General features: G+C 40.4%; 16 protein-coding genes. 4 read left to right on the top strand and 12 right to left on the bottom strand.

Features of this window, described 5'->3' with window-relative positions:
* Positions 1-415: 415 nt before the first annotated feature.
* From nagB to GW828_RS06200, 5 genes are all read right to left on the bottom strand, one after another.
* Positions 416-1,216 (bottom strand): glucosamine-6-phosphate deaminase, encoded by an 801-nt coding sequence (gene nagB / locus GW828_RS06180; protein WP_182741782.1) that lies wholly within the window; start codon positions 1,214-1,216, stop codon positions 416-418.
* A gap of 33 nt (positions 1,217-1,249) precedes the next feature.
* Entirely contained in the window at positions 1,250-2,134 is an 885-nt protein-coding gene (locus GW828_RS06185; RefSeq protein ID WP_182741781.1) for an ROK family protein, read from the bottom strand.
* Positions 2,131-2,850 (bottom strand): N-acetylmannosamine-6-phosphate 2-epimerase, encoded by a 720-nt coding sequence (locus tag GW828_RS06190; protein ID WP_182741780.1) that lies wholly within the window; start codon positions 2,848-2,850, stop codon positions 2,131-2,133. Before GW828_RS06190 ends, GW828_RS06185 begins: the two co-directional genes overlap by 4 nt.
* Before the next feature lie 31 nt (positions 2,851-2,881).
* Positions 2,882-5,572 (bottom strand): sodium:solute symporter, encoded by a 2,691-nt coding sequence (locus tag GW828_RS06195; protein WP_273058386.1) that lies wholly within the window; start codon positions 5,570-5,572, stop codon positions 2,882-2,884.
* Positions 5,573-5,766: 194 nt separating this feature from the next.
* Positions 5,767-6,474: a transcriptional regulator NanR gene (locus GW828_RS06200; RefSeq protein WP_182698404.1), complete on the bottom strand. Its 708-nt coding sequence runs from the start codon at positions 6,472-6,474 to the stop codon at positions 5,767-5,769.
* Positions 6,475-6,675: 201 nt separating this feature from the next.
* Between GW828_RS06200 and GW828_RS06205 the strand changes: the two genes are divergently transcribed.
* Positions 6,676-7,485, top strand: coding sequence for an alpha/beta hydrolase (locus tag GW828_RS06205; protein WP_273058384.1), 810 nt, complete (start codon positions 6,676-6,678; stop codon positions 7,483-7,485).
* A 395-nt stretch (positions 7,486-7,880) separates the two neighbouring features.
* Here GW828_RS06205 and GW828_RS06210 read toward each other — a convergent pair whose 3' ends face one another.
* Both GW828_RS06210 and GW828_RS06215 read right to left on the bottom strand, forming a co-directional pair.
* Positions 7,881-9,071: a cyclically-permuted mutarotase family protein gene (locus tag GW828_RS06210; RefSeq protein ID WP_273058382.1), complete on the bottom strand. Its 1,191-nt coding sequence runs from the start codon at positions 9,069-9,071 to the stop codon at positions 7,881-7,883.
* A gap of 114 nt (positions 9,072-9,185) precedes the next feature.
* Entirely contained in the window at positions 9,186-12,092 is a 2,907-nt protein-coding gene (locus tag GW828_RS06215) for a TonB-dependent receptor domain-containing protein (protein ID WP_182723371.1), read from the bottom strand.
* A 1,129-nt stretch (positions 12,093-13,221) separates the two neighbouring features.
* Here GW828_RS06215 and GW828_RS06220 point away from each other — a divergent pair.
* Positions 13,222-13,920, top strand: coding sequence for a hypothetical protein (locus GW828_RS06220; RefSeq protein WP_124017286.1), 699 nt, complete (start codon positions 13,222-13,224; stop codon positions 13,918-13,920).
* A 288-nt stretch (positions 13,921-14,208) separates the two neighbouring features.
* Here GW828_RS06220 and GW828_RS06225 read toward each other — a convergent pair whose 3' ends face one another.
* From GW828_RS06225 to GW828_RS06245, 5 genes are all read right to left on the bottom strand, one after another.
* Positions 14,209-18,072, bottom strand: coding sequence for a S8 family serine peptidase (locus GW828_RS06225; RefSeq protein ID WP_273058379.1), 3,864 nt, complete (start codon positions 18,070-18,072; stop codon positions 14,209-14,211).
* A 294-nt stretch (positions 18,073-18,366) separates the two neighbouring features.
* Positions 18,367-18,828 carry a transcriptional regulator AsnC gene (gene asnC, locus GW828_RS06230; RefSeq protein ID WP_124017288.1) on the bottom strand — a complete coding sequence of 154 codons (462 nt, stop codon included), beginning with the start codon at positions 18,826-18,828 and terminating at the stop codon, positions 18,367-18,369.
* A gap of 98 nt (positions 18,829-18,926) precedes the next feature.
* The gene (gene rluA, locus GW828_RS06235) at positions 18,927-19,604 is read right to left on the bottom strand and encodes a bifunctional tRNA pseudouridine(32) synthase/23S rRNA pseudouridine(746) synthase RluA (RefSeq protein WP_182723374.1); all 678 of its coding nucleotides are present in this window, start codon (positions 19,602-19,604) and stop codon (positions 18,927-18,929) included.
* A gap of 85 nt (positions 19,605-19,689) precedes the next feature.
* Entirely contained in the window at positions 19,690-19,980 is a 291-nt protein-coding gene (locus tag GW828_RS06240) for a hypothetical protein (RefSeq protein ID WP_124017290.1), read from the bottom strand.
* 32 nt (positions 19,981-20,012) lie between these two features.
* On the bottom strand, positions 20,013-20,432 hold the full coding sequence (locus GW828_RS06245) for a hypothetical protein (RefSeq protein ID WP_124017291.1): 420 nt from the start codon (positions 20,430-20,432) through the stop codon (positions 20,013-20,015).
* Between the two features lie 404 nt (positions 20,433-20,836).
* Here GW828_RS06245 and GW828_RS06250 point away from each other — a divergent pair, with 404 nt between their 5' ends.
* On the top strand, positions 20,837-21,826 hold the full coding sequence (locus GW828_RS06250) for a 2-hydroxyacid dehydrogenase (RefSeq protein WP_124017292.1): 990 nt from the start codon (positions 20,837-20,839) through the stop codon (positions 21,824-21,826).
* A 145-nt stretch (positions 21,827-21,971) separates the two neighbouring features.
* Positions 21,972-22,709 (top strand): dienelactone hydrolase family protein, encoded by a 738-nt coding sequence (locus GW828_RS06255; RefSeq protein WP_273058376.1) that lies wholly within the window; start codon positions 21,972-21,974, stop codon positions 22,707-22,709.
* Positions 22,710-22,737 lie beyond the last annotated feature (28 nt).

The following is a 22,737-nucleotide window of genomic DNA, read 5'->3' on the forward strand; positions in this document are numbered from 1 at the left end:
AGCATGAGGTTTTAGGAATATATAAAAAAGTTTGAACGCGAAGATTTTTATATTGTAGTGTTTTTAAAGTGAAGTTGTTGTTAGTGCGTCATATCTAACCATCAATATATTATTGGTGGTTTTTTTATGCAAGATAGTCGGGTAGGTAAATCTGGGCGGTAATAATTACTGTTCAGTGATGTGCTCTGTAGACAGTTCATCATGGCGAACAGGGTTTGCTTAATATTACCTTGCAGGTCCAATTGAGCGATCTATAGATTCCGAGTGGCAATTAGTGGAGAGCTTGGTATTTATTTGGTATGTGATGAGAGATTAGATGTGCTTTGCTATGAAAACATGTGCCTGTATAGCCAAGTTCATTAATATTTAGTCGACTAAATATTAATGAACTATGAGTGAACTATAAATAAGTTATCTAGATGAATAGTCCATAGGCTTGATTAATTTTTTGGTGTTCTTGGTTTGCCCAAATAAAATACTCTTGATCGCTTAATTCACATGCAGCCTCTTTGTCTAGCAGAATGATCGCATTTTCATGCATTTGTAAAGCGGATGCGGGACACATAGCGGTTACAGGTCCCATGATCATTTGCTTTACTGCTGCTGCTTTATTTGTTCCTGTCGCCATCAGTAACACATAACGAGCGTCAAGAATGGTGGCAATGCCCATTGTCATCGCCATCGTAGGTTGGTATTCATCTTTATCAAATAAGCGGCTGTTATCTTGTAACGTTTGCTTGGTTAAGGTTTTAATTCTTGTGCGAGATGCTAAGCTCGAAGTCGGTTCATTAAAGCCGATATGTCCGTTTGCGCCTATGCCTAATATTTGCAAATCAATCCCACCCGCATTGCGAATTTTTTTCTCGTAAGCAAGGCCTTGAATACGTGGGTTTTGATCTTGCTGACAGATAGGTAAAAATGTTTTATTTTGGTCAATGTCTATATGATCAAATAAATTATCTTTCATAAACTTGCGGTAGCTTTGTGCATTATCTGCGGCAATATTATGGTACTCATCAAGGTTAAATGTCGTGACATTAGCAAAGCTTAACTGTGCTGTTTGATGGCGTTGTACTAGCCGTTTATAAAGTTGAATAGGGGTGGTGCCTGTGGCTAGGCCTAAAACTGGAGTTGATTTTTGTTTAATAACTTCTGTAACCCATTGTTCAGCATGAGTTGCAACTTGGTCGGGATTATCTAAAATAATAATTTGCATGTTTGTTCCAATAAAATAGCATTTCAGTCGCGGCTATTGAGTACCATCATTGAAGCCATTTATCGTTTGAGCATACATGGCTGCGCCGATAAGATCCGCATGCTCTCCTGTTATAGGCGAGACCAAGCTAACTTGATATATCATCGGTAACTTGGCTATTTTAGCTGCCACTCTTTCTTTAAAAGCTGATGCATCCCCGACGCTTCCTCCTAAGACAACCACAGTCGTACCTGTAAGAGCCTTAATATTCGCAATTAAATCAACGAGCGCATCAGCACATTGGTCCAGTAGCGTGGTTATTTCTGGGTGAGACAGATGCTGTTCGAACACGTTTTTGCAGCTAACAGCAGTCTTTAAAATTGTTGATGCTTGCCTGGCGATTGATGTGCCCGATGAAATAGCTTCGACGCAATTGATTCGGCCACAATGGCATTGAACACTAAGAGCCGTGGGGCAATTAACTGACATATGACCGATATGAGCACAAAAACCATCACTAGCAGTGACCAACTGACCATTTTGGATAATGCCGCCGCCAATTCCGGTCGACACCGTAATATAAACTAAGGTGCTGTCTTGTCTTTTGGGACCTAAACAATATTCTGCCCATGCAGCCGCTGCAGCATCATTTAAAATAACTACGGGCAGCCCAAATCCTGTCTTGAGCTGCTGCTGTAAGGGTAGGGCTTGTTTGGCTGACAGAAAGTTAACTTGATGTTTACCAACTTGTCCGGTGCAGGCTACGGCGACTATTTGTGCTTTTTCAATCCAGTCTTGGCATAAATGAACCACATAACTCGCTAAATTATCGAGATCGTGATGAACAATCGAATCAGTCTTTTTTGATTCAATGATTTCATTATTATCCATCAGTGCAGCAGATATTTTTGTACCACCAATATCGATTGCGATGATCATATTGTTGTTTCCATTGAAGGCAACGCCTCTGTTATGCTAGTAGCGAACCATTTGGTAATATGTTCTACGCGGGTGATTGCCGAGCCGACAGTGACAGAAAAGGCGCCAAGTTTAATCGCTTTAGCTGCTCTTTCTGGAGAGTGATAGCGACCTTCTGCGATAACATTTAACCCTTGGCTAACCCAATGAGCGACGAGGGCATAATCGGGATCATGGGGCGGGGGATTCAAATCAGTATAACCAGACATGGTACTGCCAATAAAAGTGCAGCCATGTTGTGCCAGCATGAGGCCAGTTTCATAGTCTGCGCAATCTGCCATGGCAATACAGCCTGCATTATGAATAGCTTCAAGTAGCGCTAACATTGGTACTGGTCTTTGTCTTTGTGTACCGTCAAACGCGATAATACTGGCTCCGGCTTGTGCCAAGGCTTTTACATCTTCAATAAACGGGGTGATGCGAACTGGACTATCTATTAAATCTCTTTTAATAATGCCAACGATCGGTGTGCTGGTTGCCTTGGCTACAGCTTTAACATTTTCGACGCCTTCGATTCTTAACCCTTTTGCGCCGCCATCTACGGCGGCCAACGCCATAGCAACAACATGCTCAACCTTATCCATAGGGCCGTGATCAACCGGTTGGCAAGAGACAATTAACGACTGTTTTAATAAAGTTAATAGTTGCTTTTCTAAAATTTTATTTACTATTGTCATACTTATTTCCTAAAGGCTATTTGAATATTAATCACGATTTAATAGGGGTTGGATGCATGGTATATAAGGTTAGCCCAGTTAAGTCTTTGTTCGTTGTCTTGGACGTTTGTGTTAATAAACTGGCAATATAGCCAACGACTAAACATGACATTATACCTATGGTTGCATATAGGTAACCGTCGGCCCAGCCAAACTGCCATGCAGATATCATGGTGGATACACCGGCTAAAATACCTGTTATCGCGCCAAACGAGTTGGCTTTTTTGGTTAAGGCGCCTAATACAAATAGACCACCCAATGCGCCCATAAACATGCCGATCACTTTAAAATAAGCTTCCATAAGTGAGCGGATTTCTGGATCGATAAAGATCAGTCCAGCAAGTGTGCCGAGTATTCCCATGATAAAAGTTAGCCAGCGCGCAGCACTCATATAACCTTTTTCAGTTTTCACTAAATTAAAAGGCCTTATGAAGTCAGTTACTAACGTCGTCGCGATAGAGTTCATACTGGTCGATACTGTTGATTGGGCGGCCGCAAAAATTCCCGCAACAATAAGACCCGCAACACCAATTGGCAGTTCAGTCGCAATAAAGGTGGGAAATATTTGATCAATCTGGATGGTAGGGTCTAATTTTTCTGGATGTGTTTGATAAAAGGCGTATAGCGCGGTACCAATACAGAAGAATAATAATGCTCCTGGGGCTGCAATTATTGCATTTGCCCAAATTGATTTTCTGGCATCACTCGGATTTTTTGTCACCATATAGCGTTGTACTACGGCTTGATCGGCAGTGTAGCTCGATAAATTTTGGCCAATACCACCAATAACAATCACCCATATAGACAGTGTTGTTATGCTATCTAAACTGAAATCAGCATTGACCATAGTAAATTTATCATCACGTAAGCCAATGTTTATAAAGTCAGTTAAGCCGCCATCTAAACCTGTAACTATGATGATAAAGCAGGCTATCGCACCAAGAATTAACACAACGGTTTGTAAGGTGTCAGTCCAAATGACAGCTTCAATGCCACCCATGGTGCAATAAATCAAACATAAGACGCCCATAATCAACACACTGTCACTAGCTGATAGTGGCGTTACTGCCGAGAGGGATAATGCTGTTAATGCCATAACTATACCCATTCGACCCACATGAAATAGGGTAAATAAGCCACTGGCAAATAGCCTTACACTCATATTGAAACGTTTTGATAGATATTCGTAAGCGCTAGTGGCGTCAATTTGGCGAAAAAAGGGCATAGCAACATAAATGGCCAGAGGCGCAACAGCAACAATCATCCATATGCCAATAAGTAATACCCAGTTACTTTGGTAAACGACAGCAGGCAGTGCGACGTAAGTTAATGAGCTTAACATAGTGGCATATATTGAGCAGGCTGCTGCCCACCAAGGGATAGATTGACCCCCACGGAAATAATCATCGGTATTTCTGTTTTTGAAGACAAAAAACAGTCCGAGCAATACCACACAAATTAAATACACCACTAAAACGGTCATATTAACTAAACCAAAATTATTTTCCGGCTGTTTGAGTGATGCTTGCCATAGTCGTAATGCGCTAGGATTATTATTGCTGCGATTTAATGAGTAGATGACCCCGTCAGATGTTGTGACATTTTCACTAATATATTCAGTCGTTTTAGCGCCATTGATAACCTGGGTTTTATCGATATTGTTGGTTAAGTAATGTGTCCAACTATTAGTAATGGCATTAAATGATAAGGTATTGCCTTGATCGGTAAACGCTAAGATATGTGATTGACCAATAGAACTTAGGCTATTAATTCGTTGATTAAGTTTTTGCTTGGCAACAGAGATATCACCAAGATTTTGCCACTGATTTTCAGCGTTTTTAGTATTGGGATCAAATTTCCAATGTCTAGTTAAAGCGAAAACCTTTTCTTGTGAGTTGAGATATTCAGCTGGATTGAGCTTGTCATGTGCAAGTTGATAACCACCTATGGCAAATATTTTGGCTCCAGTACCATCATTTTGAACTGCCAATTTAATCCCATTTTGGTAAGGCATATTTTGATTGGCTAAAGGCAATGAAGGTAAGCGCTGCCATGAGTTACTATCGATAAAATGGTCAAGAGCACGTTTACTATAAGATAATTTCCCTTCTGCGTTTATCAGCCCATTGAGATCCAAAGCAAAGAATTGGTTGTTCGCATCTGAACCGGTTAACACATAGAGGATATTGTTAATGACGACTGCTGATGGGGATTTTGCTGTGCTAGGTAATACTGGCAGTGGATAGCTATAAAGTGTTTTCGATTCAGGGCGCCATATAATGAGATTGACTAAATTTGTCGTTTTTTGTTTGGCTATACCCCCGGTTACAAGGGTGGCACCAAGGAAACTGGTTGCCGCGGCAAAAGATCTATTACCTTGTTCTGCCGACAAGTTCGTCACAATAACATTACTACCATCAACGAGATATATTGCTTCTGATTCAACGCTGCTGTCTGTTACCTGCTCTGCGATAAAGAGATATGGTTTAGCAGTTAAATCTACTATACCTGATGATATCACTAGACCAGTACCTTGATGGTCGATAAACGCACCGTGATTAATGTTAACTTTGTCTATTGAAGTCGTGTTTAATTCCTGCCACTGGATTGATGTTTGAGCATGGGTTAGCAACGGCATCATCAACATCAAAGTAAACGCTGACTTTAATATCTTGTTAATCATATGTACTCAAATAGTGTTGTTTTACTGTATACCTGTTATACCACCTGTTTTAGGCTAATGCTATGAAAATATACCATTCGATTTGAGAATTTTTAGCGAACCGCTATTGAAGTGATGTTATTGCGCTGCAGTTAGCAAAAAAGCTATCTATCGATAGCTTTTCTCAGTTGTGCTGTTTTAGTTATGACGCTCTATTACTCAGCGTAATATTTGTCGAATACATATTGTATATGTTGTGTCAGCTTTTTATCCGCACCTTCCACATCACGATTTTTAATGCAGGCTAAAATTTCAACGTGATCTTGGTGGCTTCTAGCGTTGAGTTCTTGCACATTAGTTTTTGCAGGACGTGCATCTATTACCCAATCGACAAGGGCTTGATGTATAGCTAAAAAAATAGGGTTACCGGGAATTGACGCGATGACTCGGTGAAAGTAAATATCGGTCTTTTTAAATTGGTTTTCATTATTTATCGCTTTGCCGTTTAGCTCAACCGCCTTTTCTAACTCCTGAATTTGCTCACTTGTTGCAAATTCAGCAGCATGACGTACTAAGCTTGATTCAAAAAAACTTCTTAATTGATCAAAGTACTGTAAACCGTTTGGCTGTGATAAAAAGTCTTTCGACATGCCTGACAATTCAGAAATAATGGCATCTGGAGAAGGTCTAGTGACGCGGGTTCTTTCACCGCTACTAATTTTAACCAAGCCTTTGCGGGCTAGCGCAGATAGCGCATCACGAATAGAAGGCCTACCAACACCAAACGCAGCCATGAGCTCTCTCTCAGAGGGAAGCGCATCTCCTTCGGCTATTTCACCTTGACGTATCATCATTTCCAATTCTTCTTCAACTGTTTCTGATAGTTTTTTTCGTTCAACAGGACGTTTAATCGTAATTGGCATTGGGAATTCCTTTAGTACGCGAGCGATTATGTATCACCTATCTGGCTATTGTACCAATGTGTTAAAGAATGTATATGAAATTATCTTTGTGATTAATTTTTAATCACAAAGATGCAGTTTAGTTTGATATTTAAAATCGTTGAGCTTGTGGTGTACCTATTGTACCATAACGGTAGTTAGTATCTTTTAGAGTACCTGCCTATGAACACTCATCAGAAAAAGACGGTCAGTTATGGGAGTGAAGGTCAGCAGTTTGCACATCTTTATACGCCGACCCACGCAAACAATACGCCAGTGGTCATTGTGGTTCATGGTGGCTATTGGAAAGATAATCACAGCCTTGAGACTTATGCCACTCGCGCCATCGTTGATTACTTGCAAACCTTTGAGGTTGCGATATGGAATGTAGAATACCGGCGCATGAATACCGAAGGTGAAAATATCAATGCGCCATGGCCTACAACCTTTAAGGACGTTGCTGATGCCATCGATTATCTGCGTCATATCCAGCATAGCGAAAGCTTAGATTTAAGACGAGTTTTGATCATTGGCCACTCTGCTGGTGGGCACTTGGCGACTTGGGCAGCATCAAGAGAAGGTATAGCCGCTGACAGTGAGCTTTATTATAACGATCCTTTGAAAATACAAAGAGTGGTGACTATTGCGGGTATTTTAGACTTAGTGTCAGTGAACGATGTAGACCAACCAGAGCAAATATATCGACTGATGGGCGGGACGCCACACAGCCACCCTGAGCGATACCTTGCCTGTAATCCGAGTCGTTTATGCCACCCGCAAATGGTGTTAACTGTGATACATGGTGGGCGAGATACTTGCGTAAACGTTTCACAAGTATCGCAATTTTGTGAACAAACTCGAGCTAGAGTGAGGCAAATTATGTTACCCACCGCCGATCATTTTTCGATGCTACCTCATAATGGTCATTGGGTTGAGACGCAGTGGCAGCAAATACAGCAATTAATTGCAGAGGAAATTGTGGCTTTAGGCTAGTTCGTCATCCCAGCGCGGCTAATGGGTAAAAGACTTATCGGTTGTTTTATTGCTAACCATTCTTTATTTGTGGAATTAAACACCTTGTTATAGCGGCTGAATGTTAGCTAGCTCGACATTTCAATAAAGTACTGCTAGTTGCTTCATAGATAATTCCGATTGAATCACTATGTAGTCACACGATATCTGTGTAGTCGTTCACGCCATAAACGCGCTAATAGGGCACTCCAAATATCTGTCCTTGATCAGTAATCCTAGTGTTCGACATTTGATCAGTGCTTGGGGGCTAACAGTAATGACAACCTGATTTTAGGCTGAGTAAAGTATAGATAGTCGGAGCAAGAATGCATTCAGAGTGTCACCCTATACATTTAGCTTATCGCCATGTTATTGGGTTATAAGACTGTACCTTGATAGATGTTTGGGCTTCGTACTACGGGTTTAATCTCACCTGAAATCCAATAGATTTTATTTCCTTGCTGAGTGATAGTGAGTGGCCCAGCTCCGCCAGTAAATGGCACGTTATTAGTCAGTGCAGACCAATCATCTTTGTCGATATTATAAATAATCTGGCGACGACTAAAATTGATCTCTTGTTCACTCAAGCTGAAGTAATATTGTTTAAAAGCCGTCAAACCTTCATTTTTTTGTGTGGTCAATTGAAAGATAGCATCATTAAAAATAGCGCGATTTACACCACCCAGTAATACTAATTGATCATCATTAATGGTAGCCACACCACCACCGGTTACCGAAAAAGGCTGTTTGTCCAAAGTGATAGGCGCTAATGTTGTCCAATGCGACTTTTTAAAATCAAAAGCATAGGCATCAGTTAGCACAGCGTTATCAGTCAGAAAACTCAAACCGCCGAAAATGTAAAACTGACCTTTATGATTGATCGCTGGAAAATCTGAACGTTCAGCACCAGGAACAGCAGGAACATTCTCACTATTAATGCATGACTTACTGATGAGAGAGTACTGACAGACACGATTGTTTACTTTGCCATTTTGCTCACCAGCAAAGATATACAAGTCGCCATCTTGCCAAGCAGCGCCACCTGAATGCCATGTGAAAGGTAAATGATCGATCAATTCAGTGGTCAGTTTATAATCTGAATCTAAAGTTAATTTTATAATGGAATCGAAGGCTTGTTGATTATTTTTACCTCCAACAAGATAAAGGCTGTTATCGACGACTAAGGTTGCTCCATGCCCTGCTTTGATAGGTAAGTGGCCATGTGCAACCAAGTTAGCGAATTTATTTGTAGTATCGAAGACAAAAATATCCGAATAGAATTCTTTTTCCCCCTGTTCAAAAAATGGGTGGCCATTAGGGAAATTGGCGCCGCCTGCGACAATGAGGTAATTACCTAAAAAACCGCTATAGGCTCCAGAAATACCAATCGATTCAGAAAATCCATCGGGTACGGGTAGCTGACCAGCCTTTATCCATGAAATCTGTGGCGTGTTGTCGAATGACTCATTTTGTTGGGGATAATGGGTCATTTTATCTGCAGCATTAGCATCAACTGTTAACAATAATGATGCTATTAACAAATTTAGTAAGTTAATAAGCTTCAACATCCCCTCCTTAGTGGTTATTAAAAATAAAACCTAATCAGCACTGATTAGGTTTTAAGGCTCTCAAATTGCGTGTAAGGCATGCTTTATAAAATATGCTGCATGCCGTTTTAGTTATTAGAATGTCAACTTAACACCGGCGAAGAGTTGGCGACCAATAACATCATAAGCTTGAGGTGTTGTATTGGTACCAACTGCTGAACTTGTTGCTTGGATATCTGGTTGTTGATCGAGTAAGTTATTCGAACCAATATACACATTTACCGCATCATTAATTTGGTAGCTTGCTCGAACATCTACATAGTAAACAGCATCCATAGTGTTAAGATCATCCGATAAGGTCGTTTCTCCTAGAACACCTTTAGTTTCAGCACGATATGTCATCTGGGCAAACAGGTTAAAATCATCTGTGATGTTATATGAGGCATTCATAGTGTAGCGATATTCAGGGAATAATGTCGTTCCTAAATTGTCAATTTTACCTGTAAGAGTATCTATTTCATATTCGGCTAGGTAGTTAGCAATAAAGTTTACTGTCAGGTTATCCAGTGAATATGCTACTTCCAAATCAACGCCACTGGTTGAAATAGTATTAGCATTTATTGATGTCGAATAAATATTTAGAATCGGACCATCTTGCACATCTCTCACGATTCGGCCACCACAGGTCTTATCAAATTGTGATGGATCGACATCATAACAACGTTTAACCATAGTATCGGGAGTGATGGTCGTAATACCATCTTCAATTTCGATACCGTAGTAATCCACCGAAATCGAGAGGTTGTCTAGCGGAGTCATTACAAAACCTAATGTTAATGAGTCTGCCGTTTCTGCTTTTAAGTTAGGTGAACCACTTTGAGACACTAAGGTATTATTTGTCTCTGAACCCACTAATATATATTGGCCGTTTGGATCTGTATCCATTCGATTTGAAATTGCCGAGATAGAAGTGCAATTCACGTCGATATTAGATGTGCCTGTCTTGGAGGCACCATTACAGACATCTATCGTTGGGTTTGCAACACTGGTTGTTCCCGTAGAGAATATGTCATTGATATTCGGTGCTCTAACTGAGCTCGACTGGCTCGCGCGAATTCGGAACATCTCATGGATAGGTGCATCGATACCTAAACGGTAAGTTGAAGTAGTACCTATTGTTGAATAATCACCGAATCGAGCGGCAAGACTTAGGTTAAGCCAATCTGTAACAGGGACGTAAAGCTCACCAAAAACTTCCGCAACGTCAAAGCTGCCGTCGATTGGTTGAACAGGGCCTTCACGGGTGATGCCTAGTTGACGGAAACTATCAGGGTTTTCAACGGCGGATTCTTTTCGGTATTCAACACCAGCAGCAAAGCCTATGTTGTCATCTCCGATAGCAAAATCTAATTCACCAGACATAACACTGTTCACCACAAACTGTTCAACTTTACCTGTTTGCCCTGTGTTAACAGCAAGATACTTCATTGCTTCATCGGAAAAACCAGTGATACCAGCTTGACCAGCCAAACTATCAGTCGTTCCAAATGGATTCACTGGTACACAGCCATAAGTCCTGGCGATAACATCAGCACATTGGTATCCACCATTGCCGTCTTCTTCGATAGTGAGTGCTTGTTGCAAATTAGGTATGCTGAAGTCACCACTGTTCTGTTGTGTTTGTGAAGTTATGCCGTACGTTGCGCCTGTTTGCCAATCCATACCATTGTCTAAGTAGTAGGTATAGTTACCTGCCACGCGGAAAGTATCGCGTTGGTTTTCTGTGAGACGATTGCCAAATTCAAAAGTACGCCTATTGGTGGTTACACCATCAAGAGAGGTGTTATCTCCCATCACAGCTAAAAGTTGCTGTCCTGCGCTACTACCGACAAAGTATGGGCTCGTGGCGACGTCGATACCGGTTGTGCCGCCATTGCCTTTTCTGAAGACATTATTGACAACATCGATTGGTGCTTCTTCTAAATCAACCCGAGCCTGTGTTTGTGCATAGTTTAATTCAACCTCTAATGTTGATTTCTCAGAAATGTCGAAAGTGACTCCAGAAGCAATATTAAAGCGTTGATATGGCAAGACTAATGTACGATTAGAATGTTGATTGTCCCAGTCTGAGTCACTAGTTGGCTGATAATTACTGTCCAGTAAGGGTTGGTTTGCATTAAATTGATCGCCATTACCAAAGATTTTTAAATCGCCATAACCCAATAAAGCGCCATCCACATGACCAGGTCCATCTCGCCTTGCAATCGTATCTCTAATGCCATCGCCGTTGGTATCAACAAATCTCATTTCATATCGAGAAAAGTCTCTTTCAGAAGAATTCAATACCTCTTGATTAGCATAACCGGCGGAAATCCAAGCATTACCAGAGTCAAAGTTTTTGCCATAGGTAAAATCAAAATTTTGTCTTTCTGCGCCACCTTCGCTGGATTCTGCTGCAAAAGCGTTTATTTCTGCGCCATCAAAATTCTTTTTTGTGATGATGTTAATCACACCAGCAATCGCATCGGAACCGTAAATTGCGGATTGACCGCCCGTTAATACATCAACGCGTTCTATAATTGCGGTTGGAATTGAATTTAAATCAACACCATATCCCGTGTTTGCTGAAACACCAGATACATAACGACGACCGTTAACTAAGACTAAAGTTCGTGCAGAACCCAAATTACGAAGTGATGTTGTTGACACGCCGACATTACTGCCTGCACCACCAAGAGAAACGTTATCACTTGACCCATTTATCGCGGAAGTTACCGAAGGTATATTGTTGAGCACATCCCCAATAGAAATTGCTGCTATACCTTCAATCATCTCTTTACCCACTTCGGTAATAGGGGCGGATGATGAAGTGTTAGCGCTACCTTTAAAAATGTTTGAACCAGTAACAGCAATACGTTCAACATTTTTTGGGGTTTGTTCAACTTCCTTAACGCCTTCTACTGCCAAAACTGCTGGACTAAGTAAAGCAGCAATACATACCGACAACGCAGTGCGACTAAATGTTCTGTGGATGGTGTTCATACTTCCCTCTCTGAGTTTTATAGTTTTAATTTCATGTTCAACTGTTTCTGATGTCGTTAACGTTTTTAATTATTGAACAGATAATGCTCGCTTCTGTGTCATGCAGTTAACCTATCATACCATCACCCAGTCGGCAACATAAATTACTCTAAATGTAAACTTGCGGTTTACACTTTGGTAACTTAGGCTCTGATTATTCCCGTAACTGCATTTTTAGTTATATAAATATCGTTAATTCAATTTGTTATGTTTTTATGTAGGCTTTATACATTAGGCATTGGCATGGCTTTTTTGATTATGGATGTATGTTTAAATAAACAGAGTTCTATGCCATGTATTTAAAAAGCTACTTAGACTGGTGATTCGGGTGGTTATCTGTTGACTCATGTCATCAAAAGGTAGGGCTATCTCAAGGTGAATTTGTATTGTGTGTTGAGATTGAATGTAACTATATCGGTTGTTTTGAAAGACTAAAGCTGAGTGTTACGCTCGATATGTTATATAAGATTGGGAGGTGCTCGACTTTGAGTCACATGAGTTGCTGCCGAGTGGAATATCTGTTGAAGGTAAGACGTTGTCTGAAGCTTAAGTACGCTCCTGATGCTTATTGCTGGCTTATGAGATCATTGTAAAGCCTGAGTATTATTGCTTTATAGCGACTAAGGTTCACATTTGCCTATTCAGAGTTCAGATAATTATGATGGCGACTTCAAATTGAGCTGAGCATAACGACGCTAACTGTTGGGATGATCCATTAAAGGCAAGCGTAGCAGTGATATATCTGGTTCGGGTAGGTCAGTTGTTCATTGATAATGTTCATTGTTCATCTAATTGTCATCGCTAGCAATGACGTACTTTCTGGCTGTTTCATATTTAATCCAAAGAAATAACTCACAATATGATGTTTAATTGTTAACTAAATTAATACCATATAAACAAAGTTTAATATAACGCTTAATGTGTTATTTATATAAAACAAAGCATTTACTATCAGTATCTTAGGTTTTTATCGGTAAATTATTATCTCACATTTTTTGTTTTTAAATCGATCTAGTGTTGCGCTCTTACATGCAGGGCTTTAGTTTGGCTAATGTGCGTCAATTTTTGATGCTCACCTGAAGGAGTTTCCATGACAGCACAATTTAATGTTCAAATTGGTTCTTTTCGTAAAATCAACAAGATCCCTAACGCCTGGTCAAATAAAGATTACCTTCAATTGATGGCTATTATGGGCTTAAATGATGGCTTAGATGATATGGAGGAGTCTGAACTTAGAGAAATGTGCATGATGTCTTTAAATGATTTAGAGGCCACCGAAGCCGCTAAAATTGTCTTAACTCATTTATTCACTGAATTAGCAGAAGGTAAAATTGACCAGTTAAGTAATGACATGATTGGTGACAGGATGTGGGAAGAATATTCTGATTGCTTGCTTCATGAAGGCTTTTTTAGTGCTTATGCATTATTGAGAGAAGCTTTTAATGGTGTTTTTGCTGAGCCTACCGGCGTTGAGTTTACGGTTAATGTGACCGCAACAGATGCAGACGATTTAAGCATATTTGATCAGTCGTTGCATGCATCTATGGTACGTCTTTTAGCATCAGGGTTATCACCCGATGTGTTATTACATCGATTGTTTGAAGATCAAATTACCGGCACACAATTTCCAGAAGCTACTGGCATATTATGGCAGTTAGAATCTGTTACAAGCGAAGGCTTATCACGTCAGTTTAAGATGGTCAGTTCAGATTTCTGGTTTGGACAATTAGCCAATATTGAGATGTTTGAGGCTTCAGCTCATGCTGATGAATCAGATGAAGAGGAATAGTTGATCGGAGTTAGGGATAGTGAGCGTTTATTTAATAACTTTTAGCCTTGCTCGCTATCATTGACTTGCATCGGTTGCTAATCGATGGATAAGAGACCTTGTAAGTAAAAATCATCCGTTTGATATGATATAAGGTAAATGTTGTTATCTCACTTGTCGCTTATGTTAGCCAAGCTAAGGTGAAGAATATTATCTGATTAATTTCTTTAACTAATAAAAAACCAGCTGAATAATACAGCTGGTTTTTTTATATCATTTTGGCAATGCCAAATTAATGATGACTAATAATTAGTGCTTACGACGACGTAATGCAGCTAATGGTAGTAATAGTGCGGTTAACCAACCCATAGAACCACCAGAAGATTTCTCTTCTTCCTTGGTGACATTAATGGTTGCAGTACCAGGTGCACTTGTCAGTTCGCCGTCAGATGCGGTTACAGTGAAAGTGAAGGTGTCATTACCTATAGGAGCCGTAAAGTTAATTGTTGGACCACCGTTAGTAAAGTTAACACTCTTACCACCAGTTTGGACCCAATTATACGTTAAAGCATCGCCATCGATATCTTTACCATTAGCCTTGGCTGTTACAACGAAACCACCGGCACTATTCATTCCTGAAGGTGCAACAGTAGGAGCGTCATTTACGTTAGTCACAGTAATAACAACTTGTGCAGGAGTGCTCAGATTCCCTTCTTCATCAGTAGATGTATAAGTGAATGTGTCTGTACCTGTGAAGTCTGCTTTTGGTGTATAAGTAAATGAACCGTCAGCGGCCAAAGTAAGCTCACCATTAGTCACGTTATCAACAAGAGCAACAGTACTTAGTTTTCCTGCTGGAGATACGTCAATTAAGCGTTGAGCTTTAGCTGTCATGCCATCGCCCGTTACTTGAGTACGAGCTACTTTTTGGTCTGGTTTAGTATCATTATCTAATACATTACCTTCCATGGAAGTGTCTTCATCAAGTGACGGCGCATCAGCTTGGCCGAAGCTAAACTCAGTGACCATAGCTTTATAGCCGATTTCAACACTACCAGAGTTTGATGCTCTAACTTCAACATAATCATCGTTAGTAACAGCTGAACCTACACCGTTGTAGTAATAAGTCGTTCCGATAGTACCACTGATGTTTTCTGCACCTATGGTTACGTTAGCTGGCATACCAGGAATGTCGAAGTAGTTAAACGTCACTTCTTCAGTATCGCCAGTTTTTAACCAAACGCTGAAGCTGTACTTGTCACCTGATGAATCAGCATAAAGCTGTGCATCATTCCATTCAACAACTAAGAATGAAGCGCTTCCAGTGCTCACGACACCAATAGAGATAGCTCCACCACCAGTGTCGCCAACCGTACCATCACTTAAATCAAAATCTGACCAGAATGGTGCAAGGATATTATTTGGATTTGAGCTGTCAGGTAGTTCTTTATTAGCATAAGTACCAGCAGTTGAACTATTGCCAGGGATAACTATACCGTTATCAGAAATTGTGATTTGAGTATAAGTTTGGCCATTGTATTTGTAGGCTGGTACGTTAAATACAAATGTCGTTTCATCACAACCATCTAGGCAAGCTGGTGTTTGGCTTAAACCAAGGTCTGTAATATTTGGGTATGAACCAGAGCCACTTGAAGTAACCATTTCAGGCAAGTCCATTGAACCAACCCAAGTGATAACGCCAGTATTCTCATCAACAGATAGACCATTTTGCGAAGCGCCGTTCAGGACAACAGATACATCATCTTTCGATGTAAGCTTAGTGCCCTTAGGAGCTGAAGCTGTCACAGTAACAGTATTTTCGAACATGGTATTATTAACAACAGATTTTACAGTGAAAGGATCTGCAACAGTAATATCAGTATCAGTTGTATAAGTAGAGATTAAAGATGAATCACTAGACTCTTTAGCTAATACCGCTAATGGAAGATGAGCATTTTGCTTACCTTCAGTGCTGGTGATCATTACGTTACCAAAGATCCAATCGCCATATTCACTGAATGTTGAATCAACAGTAACGGTAAACGTTGCAGATGCACCCGCTTCAAGTTCAAGTGTTGATGGAGAAATCATTAGGCCAGCAGTATCAGAATTTGCTGAAAGTGCCCAAGATGATTTTTCATCACCTTTGTTGTAAACAGTACGAGTAAATGTACAGATACCGACACAAGAGTCTGCTGCAATTGAAGGCTTATCAAATGTTAATACTGCTTTTGCTGCAGCATCAAGATCCATACGACCAGCACCCATATCAAAAGGAGTTGCAGGTGTTGACGCGTCATCATCTAAAATACCATCCATTTTAGATGTTGATGTTAATGCTGTTTTAATATCAATAGATGACCAATCTGGATGTAACTGGCTTAATAAAGCAGCAGCACCCGCCACGTGTGGGCTGGCCATACTGGTACCAGTAATCATGTTAAAGTTTTCTCCACCATCGTCTGGTGAGAAAGCAGATAAAATATCTGTTCCTGGAGCAGCTAGATCAGGCTTGAGAATGTTTTCATTACCATTTGGACCACGAGAGCTAGACTGATTAATCGTATCAGCAAGGTTGCTTGCGATAATACGTTTAATTTCAGAACCTATAGTACCTTGAATCGTAGTGTCACCCATTGAATCAACAATTGCCATGCCATCATCTTGTGAGATCATAGCTGAAGGGAATGTAATGCCTGGAACTGACATGGTGATTGGAGCACCAGCACGGTTATTGTATACCACAACCGCTTTAGCACCTGCGTTTTGAGCATTAGTCACTTTATCACTAAAGTTACAAGTACCACGTGAAATCAACGCAATGCCATCTTTAAACGAATCAGCGGCAAATGCATCACAGCCTTCAGTGTTTTCAGCATCGATGTTTAGAGCTAAAATAACAGGAGCAGTAATATCCATCTCAATGATGGTATCAGATCCTGGAACCGCTAATAAATCATCACCACCAACATTGAAGCTGTTAGCAAAATAACGGCCAGTAGTACTGTTAGCTACAGTGATACCAGATTCAATACAACCAGGACAACCAACTGATTTAGCTGCGTTACCATCGTTACCAGCAGCACTTACAACAACAACACCAGCAGCTTCAGCAGCTTCAAACATTGTTTTATATGGGCTGCTTGCTGGATCGGCACCGGCTCCACCACCCCATGAGTTATTGATTACGTCTGCACCATCATTAACAGCATGTTCTAATGCTTCCATCAGCATAATGTTAGAACCGCTGCCACCAGAACAATCTTCTTTAGAATACAGTGCTTTATAAGCCATTAAATATGCGGCTGGAGCAACACCTGATAAAGTAACGTCAACACCTTGGAAAGTGGTATCTACTTTGTTACCTACAGCGGTACCAGCAACGTGAGTACCATGACCACCGTAGCCTAATGGGCTCATGTATTCATCTGGACATACCGCAAACGTTGGTTGTGACCAACGTGCAACAATCAGTTTATCGTTACAGAATGAGCTATCTACCGTTGAACAATAGTCATCGGTTGGCATCATAGAAGTTGGAGCGGTAAAACCTTCTCCTGAGAACATTGGGTTTTCAGGACGAATACCACCATCAATAATTGCAACACGGATACCTTTACCCGCATTTTCCATACCATCAACAGCATTCCACATCGCTTGACTATTAATAATGCCAAGTGAAGCATCCATGTTTGTTTCGTACATTGCTTCAGGGTATACCGAGATAACCCCTGGAATAGCCATGATCTGTTCAACAGTTAACCCTTGGCTAACAATGGTTACACCGTTAAATAATGTCTTAAACTGACGTTCAACTTTGGCATTTGCAGCCACTTTTGAAAGTGCTTTTGTAAATGCTGCTTGCTCTGCTTGCAAATGAGATGCATAACTTTTAACTGGAGCTGATTGAATATCTAGCTTGCTATTTTTATCTTTAATAGCTGTAGAGGCTAAAGTAGAAATGCCACCTTGGTACTTTGCAATGGCAGGCGACTCTAATTCAACAATATAACGTTGAGGAGCTACTACGTTGTTTTGTCTTACTGTTGGTTTGTTGTTATTTTTAACGGACAGCAGTTCAATGCCTGTTTGGTCAGAGCTATATTGTGTATTTGCATAAGTCGCACTTGATATCAGTGCAGCCGAAATGGCTAGAGCTAATTTTGTCTTCACAACTTCTTCCTTGTTTTATACATCACTCAATGTGGGGGGAGGATATCGTTTTAAGACGATGTATATTAAGTGATGGTGTTTATATTAATTTCTGCTTATGTGTTGCACTCTGTGGTGCATCAACAGCATTTGTAGCACAAAGAATTAACAAAAGTAACACTCCGATTTAAAAAAAAGGCAATTAATTGTTAATAAGTATGTGTAGGTTTGTGATTTAGGTTATGAAATGCACTTGTAGCGTTTGACAATTCTGAAGGTAATACAGACGTGGAAAGAGATTAAGCCCTCAATGATTTAGGGCTTTACCGATCGGACAATAGGGTTTTGAAGGCTAATAAGTGTTTCAGTAGACTGGATTTCATCAATTGATTGGATACGGTTAATCAGCACATGCTGTAATCCATCGATAGATTGGCACATTACCTTTACAAATACCGAGTAATTACCAGTGGTATAATATGCTTCTACCACTTCTTCTAATTCATTTAGCTTGGCAATCGCTGCTGGATAATCGCCAGCACTCTTTAAATTGATGCCAATAAAGCAGCAAACATCATAACCTAGTGCTTTGGGGTTAACGGTAATTTGCGCGCCGGTGATAATGCCAGCTTGTTTCATTTTTTCAACGCGAACATGAATTGTCCCTGCACTGACATTGAAACGTTTCGCCAGTTCCGCAAAAGGTGTTCTGGCATCTTGCATCAGTGCGGTAAGAATATGATTGTCTAATTCATCACGATGAAATGAGCTATCCACGATATTAAGCCTAACAAACCATTAATTGGCCATAAATCTACGACTTTCATTGCGTAATAGCTACTACAATCCACATATTTATTAATAATGTTTAATTTTTACTGTTCATCGGTTGGCGTCATGAACGTGACGGCTGCTTCAAAATGCATTGCTTGTCGTGAGTACGGATGAGTTATCGATAATGCTGCCGCATGCAGCAGTAACCTAGGTGATAAGCTTTTTGCTAAAGGATCGGCATAGAATCCATCGCCAAGGATCGGGTGCCCTAACGCCATCATATGAACTCTCAGTTGATGAGAACGTCCCGTAATTGGGGTGAGTTTTACTAACGTTGATTTAGCACCGTAACTGACAACCTCGACAAGTGTTACCGAAGGTTTGCCAATGGCGTGGTCGACTTTTTGCTTGGGTCTATTAGGCCAATCGCAAATGAGTGGTAAATCAACCTGAGTGATACTAGGCTTCATGTGGCCGGCAACCCGAGCATAATAAGTTTTGGCCGTTTCTCTATCACGAAATTGACGTTTTAATTCGCGCTCTGCACTGCGTCTAAGTGCGACGACAATCACCCCAGAGGTTGCCATATCTAGGCGATGTACAATTTGGGCATTAGGGTGTTCAGCTAAAACCCGCGCATAAATACTGTCATGATAAATGGCTTCTCTTCCCGGTACCGATAACAGTCCAGAGGGTTTGTTTGCGACCAGAATATCTTTATCTTGATACAAAATATCCAGCCAAGGGCTGGTGGGTGGGTTGTATATGAAATCAGCCATAGTTGCTCTCGTGAGTCAATTCGCGGCAAAGATACCGTTAGGGCTTATGATGTGCAAGTATAGAATGGTACTGAGAAGTGGCGACTTAAGAGAATGCATTGCCGTTAACGTGCATTATGGTAAACGTCCACACGACAAATGCGAGCGGGATATGCACTAATGCATAAAAACATTGATCAAGTCGACTCATGCCTTTTGCTAACCAAATTAAATACAGGTGTGTGGCGATCACTGCGGGAAATAGCACCAGCAGAGGATAAAGCGAAAATGGACTAGCATCAGCAAAAATGGCGTGAGTCACTATTGCCCAAGCCACCATAAAAGCGGTCGTCATTGGCGGCATTGCTATGCGATATTGATCTGGGTAAGGGAACATCCCATGTCCTTAAAGTCATTTATAGTTGGGTATTAGCCTTTTATTTCTTTTTTACTCTGAATCACCTTCCGGTGCACTATCGAATAATGCCGCAATCCGGCGGGTCCATGAGATACAATAACAGATAATAAAATAATAAAGATGATTAATTCAGAATGGCATTGGCTTATTTGAATAAAAAATCCTAACAATATGATTTTAAATAAGGTTAATACTCCTTTGAGTTGGATTAACCAGCGCCAATCTCTAATGATTTCCCAACTCATTAGCAGTACGCCAGATGTAATCGCTATAATCCAATAATTAAGCCATAGAGATAATTCAAGATTAAAGATAATACCGCCGCCACTGCCCACTATACCGATAATATGCAGTGCTCTTAATGACGTTTTACTGATCCGTTCGATCCAAAAACGACGGTTTGAGACTGGTAGTTTTTTTTTATGATTCATAGTGTCGTGGGCTTAATAACATTGCGCTAATATTAGCAATTTCAATATGTAAAAACAGTGATATACGCAGCAGTTCTTTTTATTATCAATGTGATTATATTGCTGGTGGATCAAATTTTATTTCCTTCAATATGGTTAGTATTTGACTCTAATATTAATTATGGTCATGGAATATTAGTGTGGCGAACGGGACAGATTTATTATCGGTATGACCAAATCCACTGAATTGCCAGTCACTATCCTTAAAGGCTCTTCACCAGAGAGAATCTAGATCACAACTTCATCGTTATTCAGTGTGATATTGACGACAATAACCGTAAATTCACATACAATTAATTCATATCTAGGGGCTGATCATATTGATGATTTGCTCATCAATTCGCTATTAGTAAATTTGGATACCTATGAAAATTGGATTTTTTAGCGCCAAGCCTTACGACATTCGCCATTTCACCAGTATTAACCAAACCTTTAAGGTTGATATTGAATTTTTTGATTACCGACTTTGCATGCAAAACGTCAAACTAGCGGAAGGCTATGAAGTTGTTTGTGCTTTCGTCAATGACTCCTTATGTGAAGAAGTATTAGTTGAGTTGGCCAAAGGTGGCACAAAAATTATTGCTATGCGTTGTGCTGGCTTTAATAACGTTGACTTAGTGGCTGCTGAGCGTTTAGGCATGAAAGTGGTCAATGTGCCCGCGTATTCACCAGAATCTGTTGCTGAGCATTCAGTGGCACTCATGTTGACGTTAAATCGTAAAATCCACAAAGCTTATCAGCGCACTCGTGACGCTAACTTTGCTTTATCGGGGCTTGTCGGTTTTAATATGTTTGGCAAAACCGTTGGCGTGATAGGTACGGGTAAAATTGGCCTAGCCACCATTAAAATCTTATTAGGTTTTGGCTGTAAAGTATTAGCATTTGACCCTTATCCAAACCAAGCTGTTATTGATCTTGGTGTCGAATATGTTTCATTAGAAACCCTCTATCCTCAATGCGATATCATCAGTTTGCATTGTCCATTGACCAAAGATAATCATCATTTACTCAACAACGTTAGCTTTAATCAAATGAAGCAAGGCGTGATGGTGATTAATACCAGCCGCGGTGGACTATTAGATGCATTGGATGCCATGGAAGCGTTAAAAGATGGCAAAATTGGTTCATTAGGGCTTGATGTATACGAAAATGAAAAAGGGCTGTTTTTTGAAGATAAATCAAATGAAATTATTCAAGATGATATCTTCCGCCGCTTATCGGCTTGCCACAATGTTATTTTTACCGGTCACCAAGCTTTCTTAACTGAAGAAGCGCTGAACTCGATCGCCTCAACAACATTAACCAATGTGACTCAGTTGATCACAGGGCAAGTTTGTAATAATGAGCTGTTTTAATTTGTTATAGTGAGCAGTAATAGCAGCTCATTAATACCAACTCACGACAAACATCAGCTTACTAATGCATAGGACATACGCTGGCAATTGCCATTATGTTGGGTAGAGCCTTGTGTTGGGTATAGTGTGAAATAAATGGAATATTATGATTACAACAACTGAAATTCACGATATTAAAACGGCCACGGGCTTGATGCGTACCACGCTTTATCGTCCGGATACTAAAGGCCAATTTGCGACTATCATTTTCTACTCAGAAATATTCCAGCAAACTGCTCCGATAGCTCGATCTGCTGCTATCTTGGCTGGGCATGGGTTTGTGGTGTTAGTACCCGAAGTGTTTCATGAGCTCAACCCTATCGGAACTGTGTTGGCGTATGACGACGCAGGTAAAGATAAAGGTAATGCAGACAAGTGGGCTAAGCCGTTAGAACAACATGACAGTGACACTCAGGCGCTTGTCGATTTTGCGCGTGCACAGTCATTTTGCAGTGATAAAGTTGGCGCTATGGGAGTATGTATTGGTGGTCATTTAGCCTATCGAGCAGCGCTTAATCCTGATATTAGCGGGGCTTTTTGTTTGTATCCTACAGATATTCATTCCAATACATTACCTTGTAAAGAGGGCAATGATTCATTGGCTCGTACTGGCAGCATAAAAGGCGAGTTAGTGATGGTCTTTGGTAAACAAGATCCACATGTGACTAAAGAAGGTCGTAAGCTTATTTATCAAAAGCTTGAACAAGTGAATGCAAACTTTACTTGGCTTGAAGTCAATGCTCAACACGCTTTTATGCGCGATGAAGGTGAGCGTTTTGATGCCGCTTTAGCGTTGCAGATGTACTTGCAAGCCGTAGCGTTTTTCCATCGAGTATTAAACTAGCACCGCAATATGTCTGCGCAGAGCTTAA

Source organism: Shewanella vesiculosa (genome assembly GCF_009994065.1).
GTDB lineage: Bacteria > Pseudomonadota > Gammaproteobacteria > Enterobacterales > Shewanellaceae > Shewanella > Shewanella vesiculosa.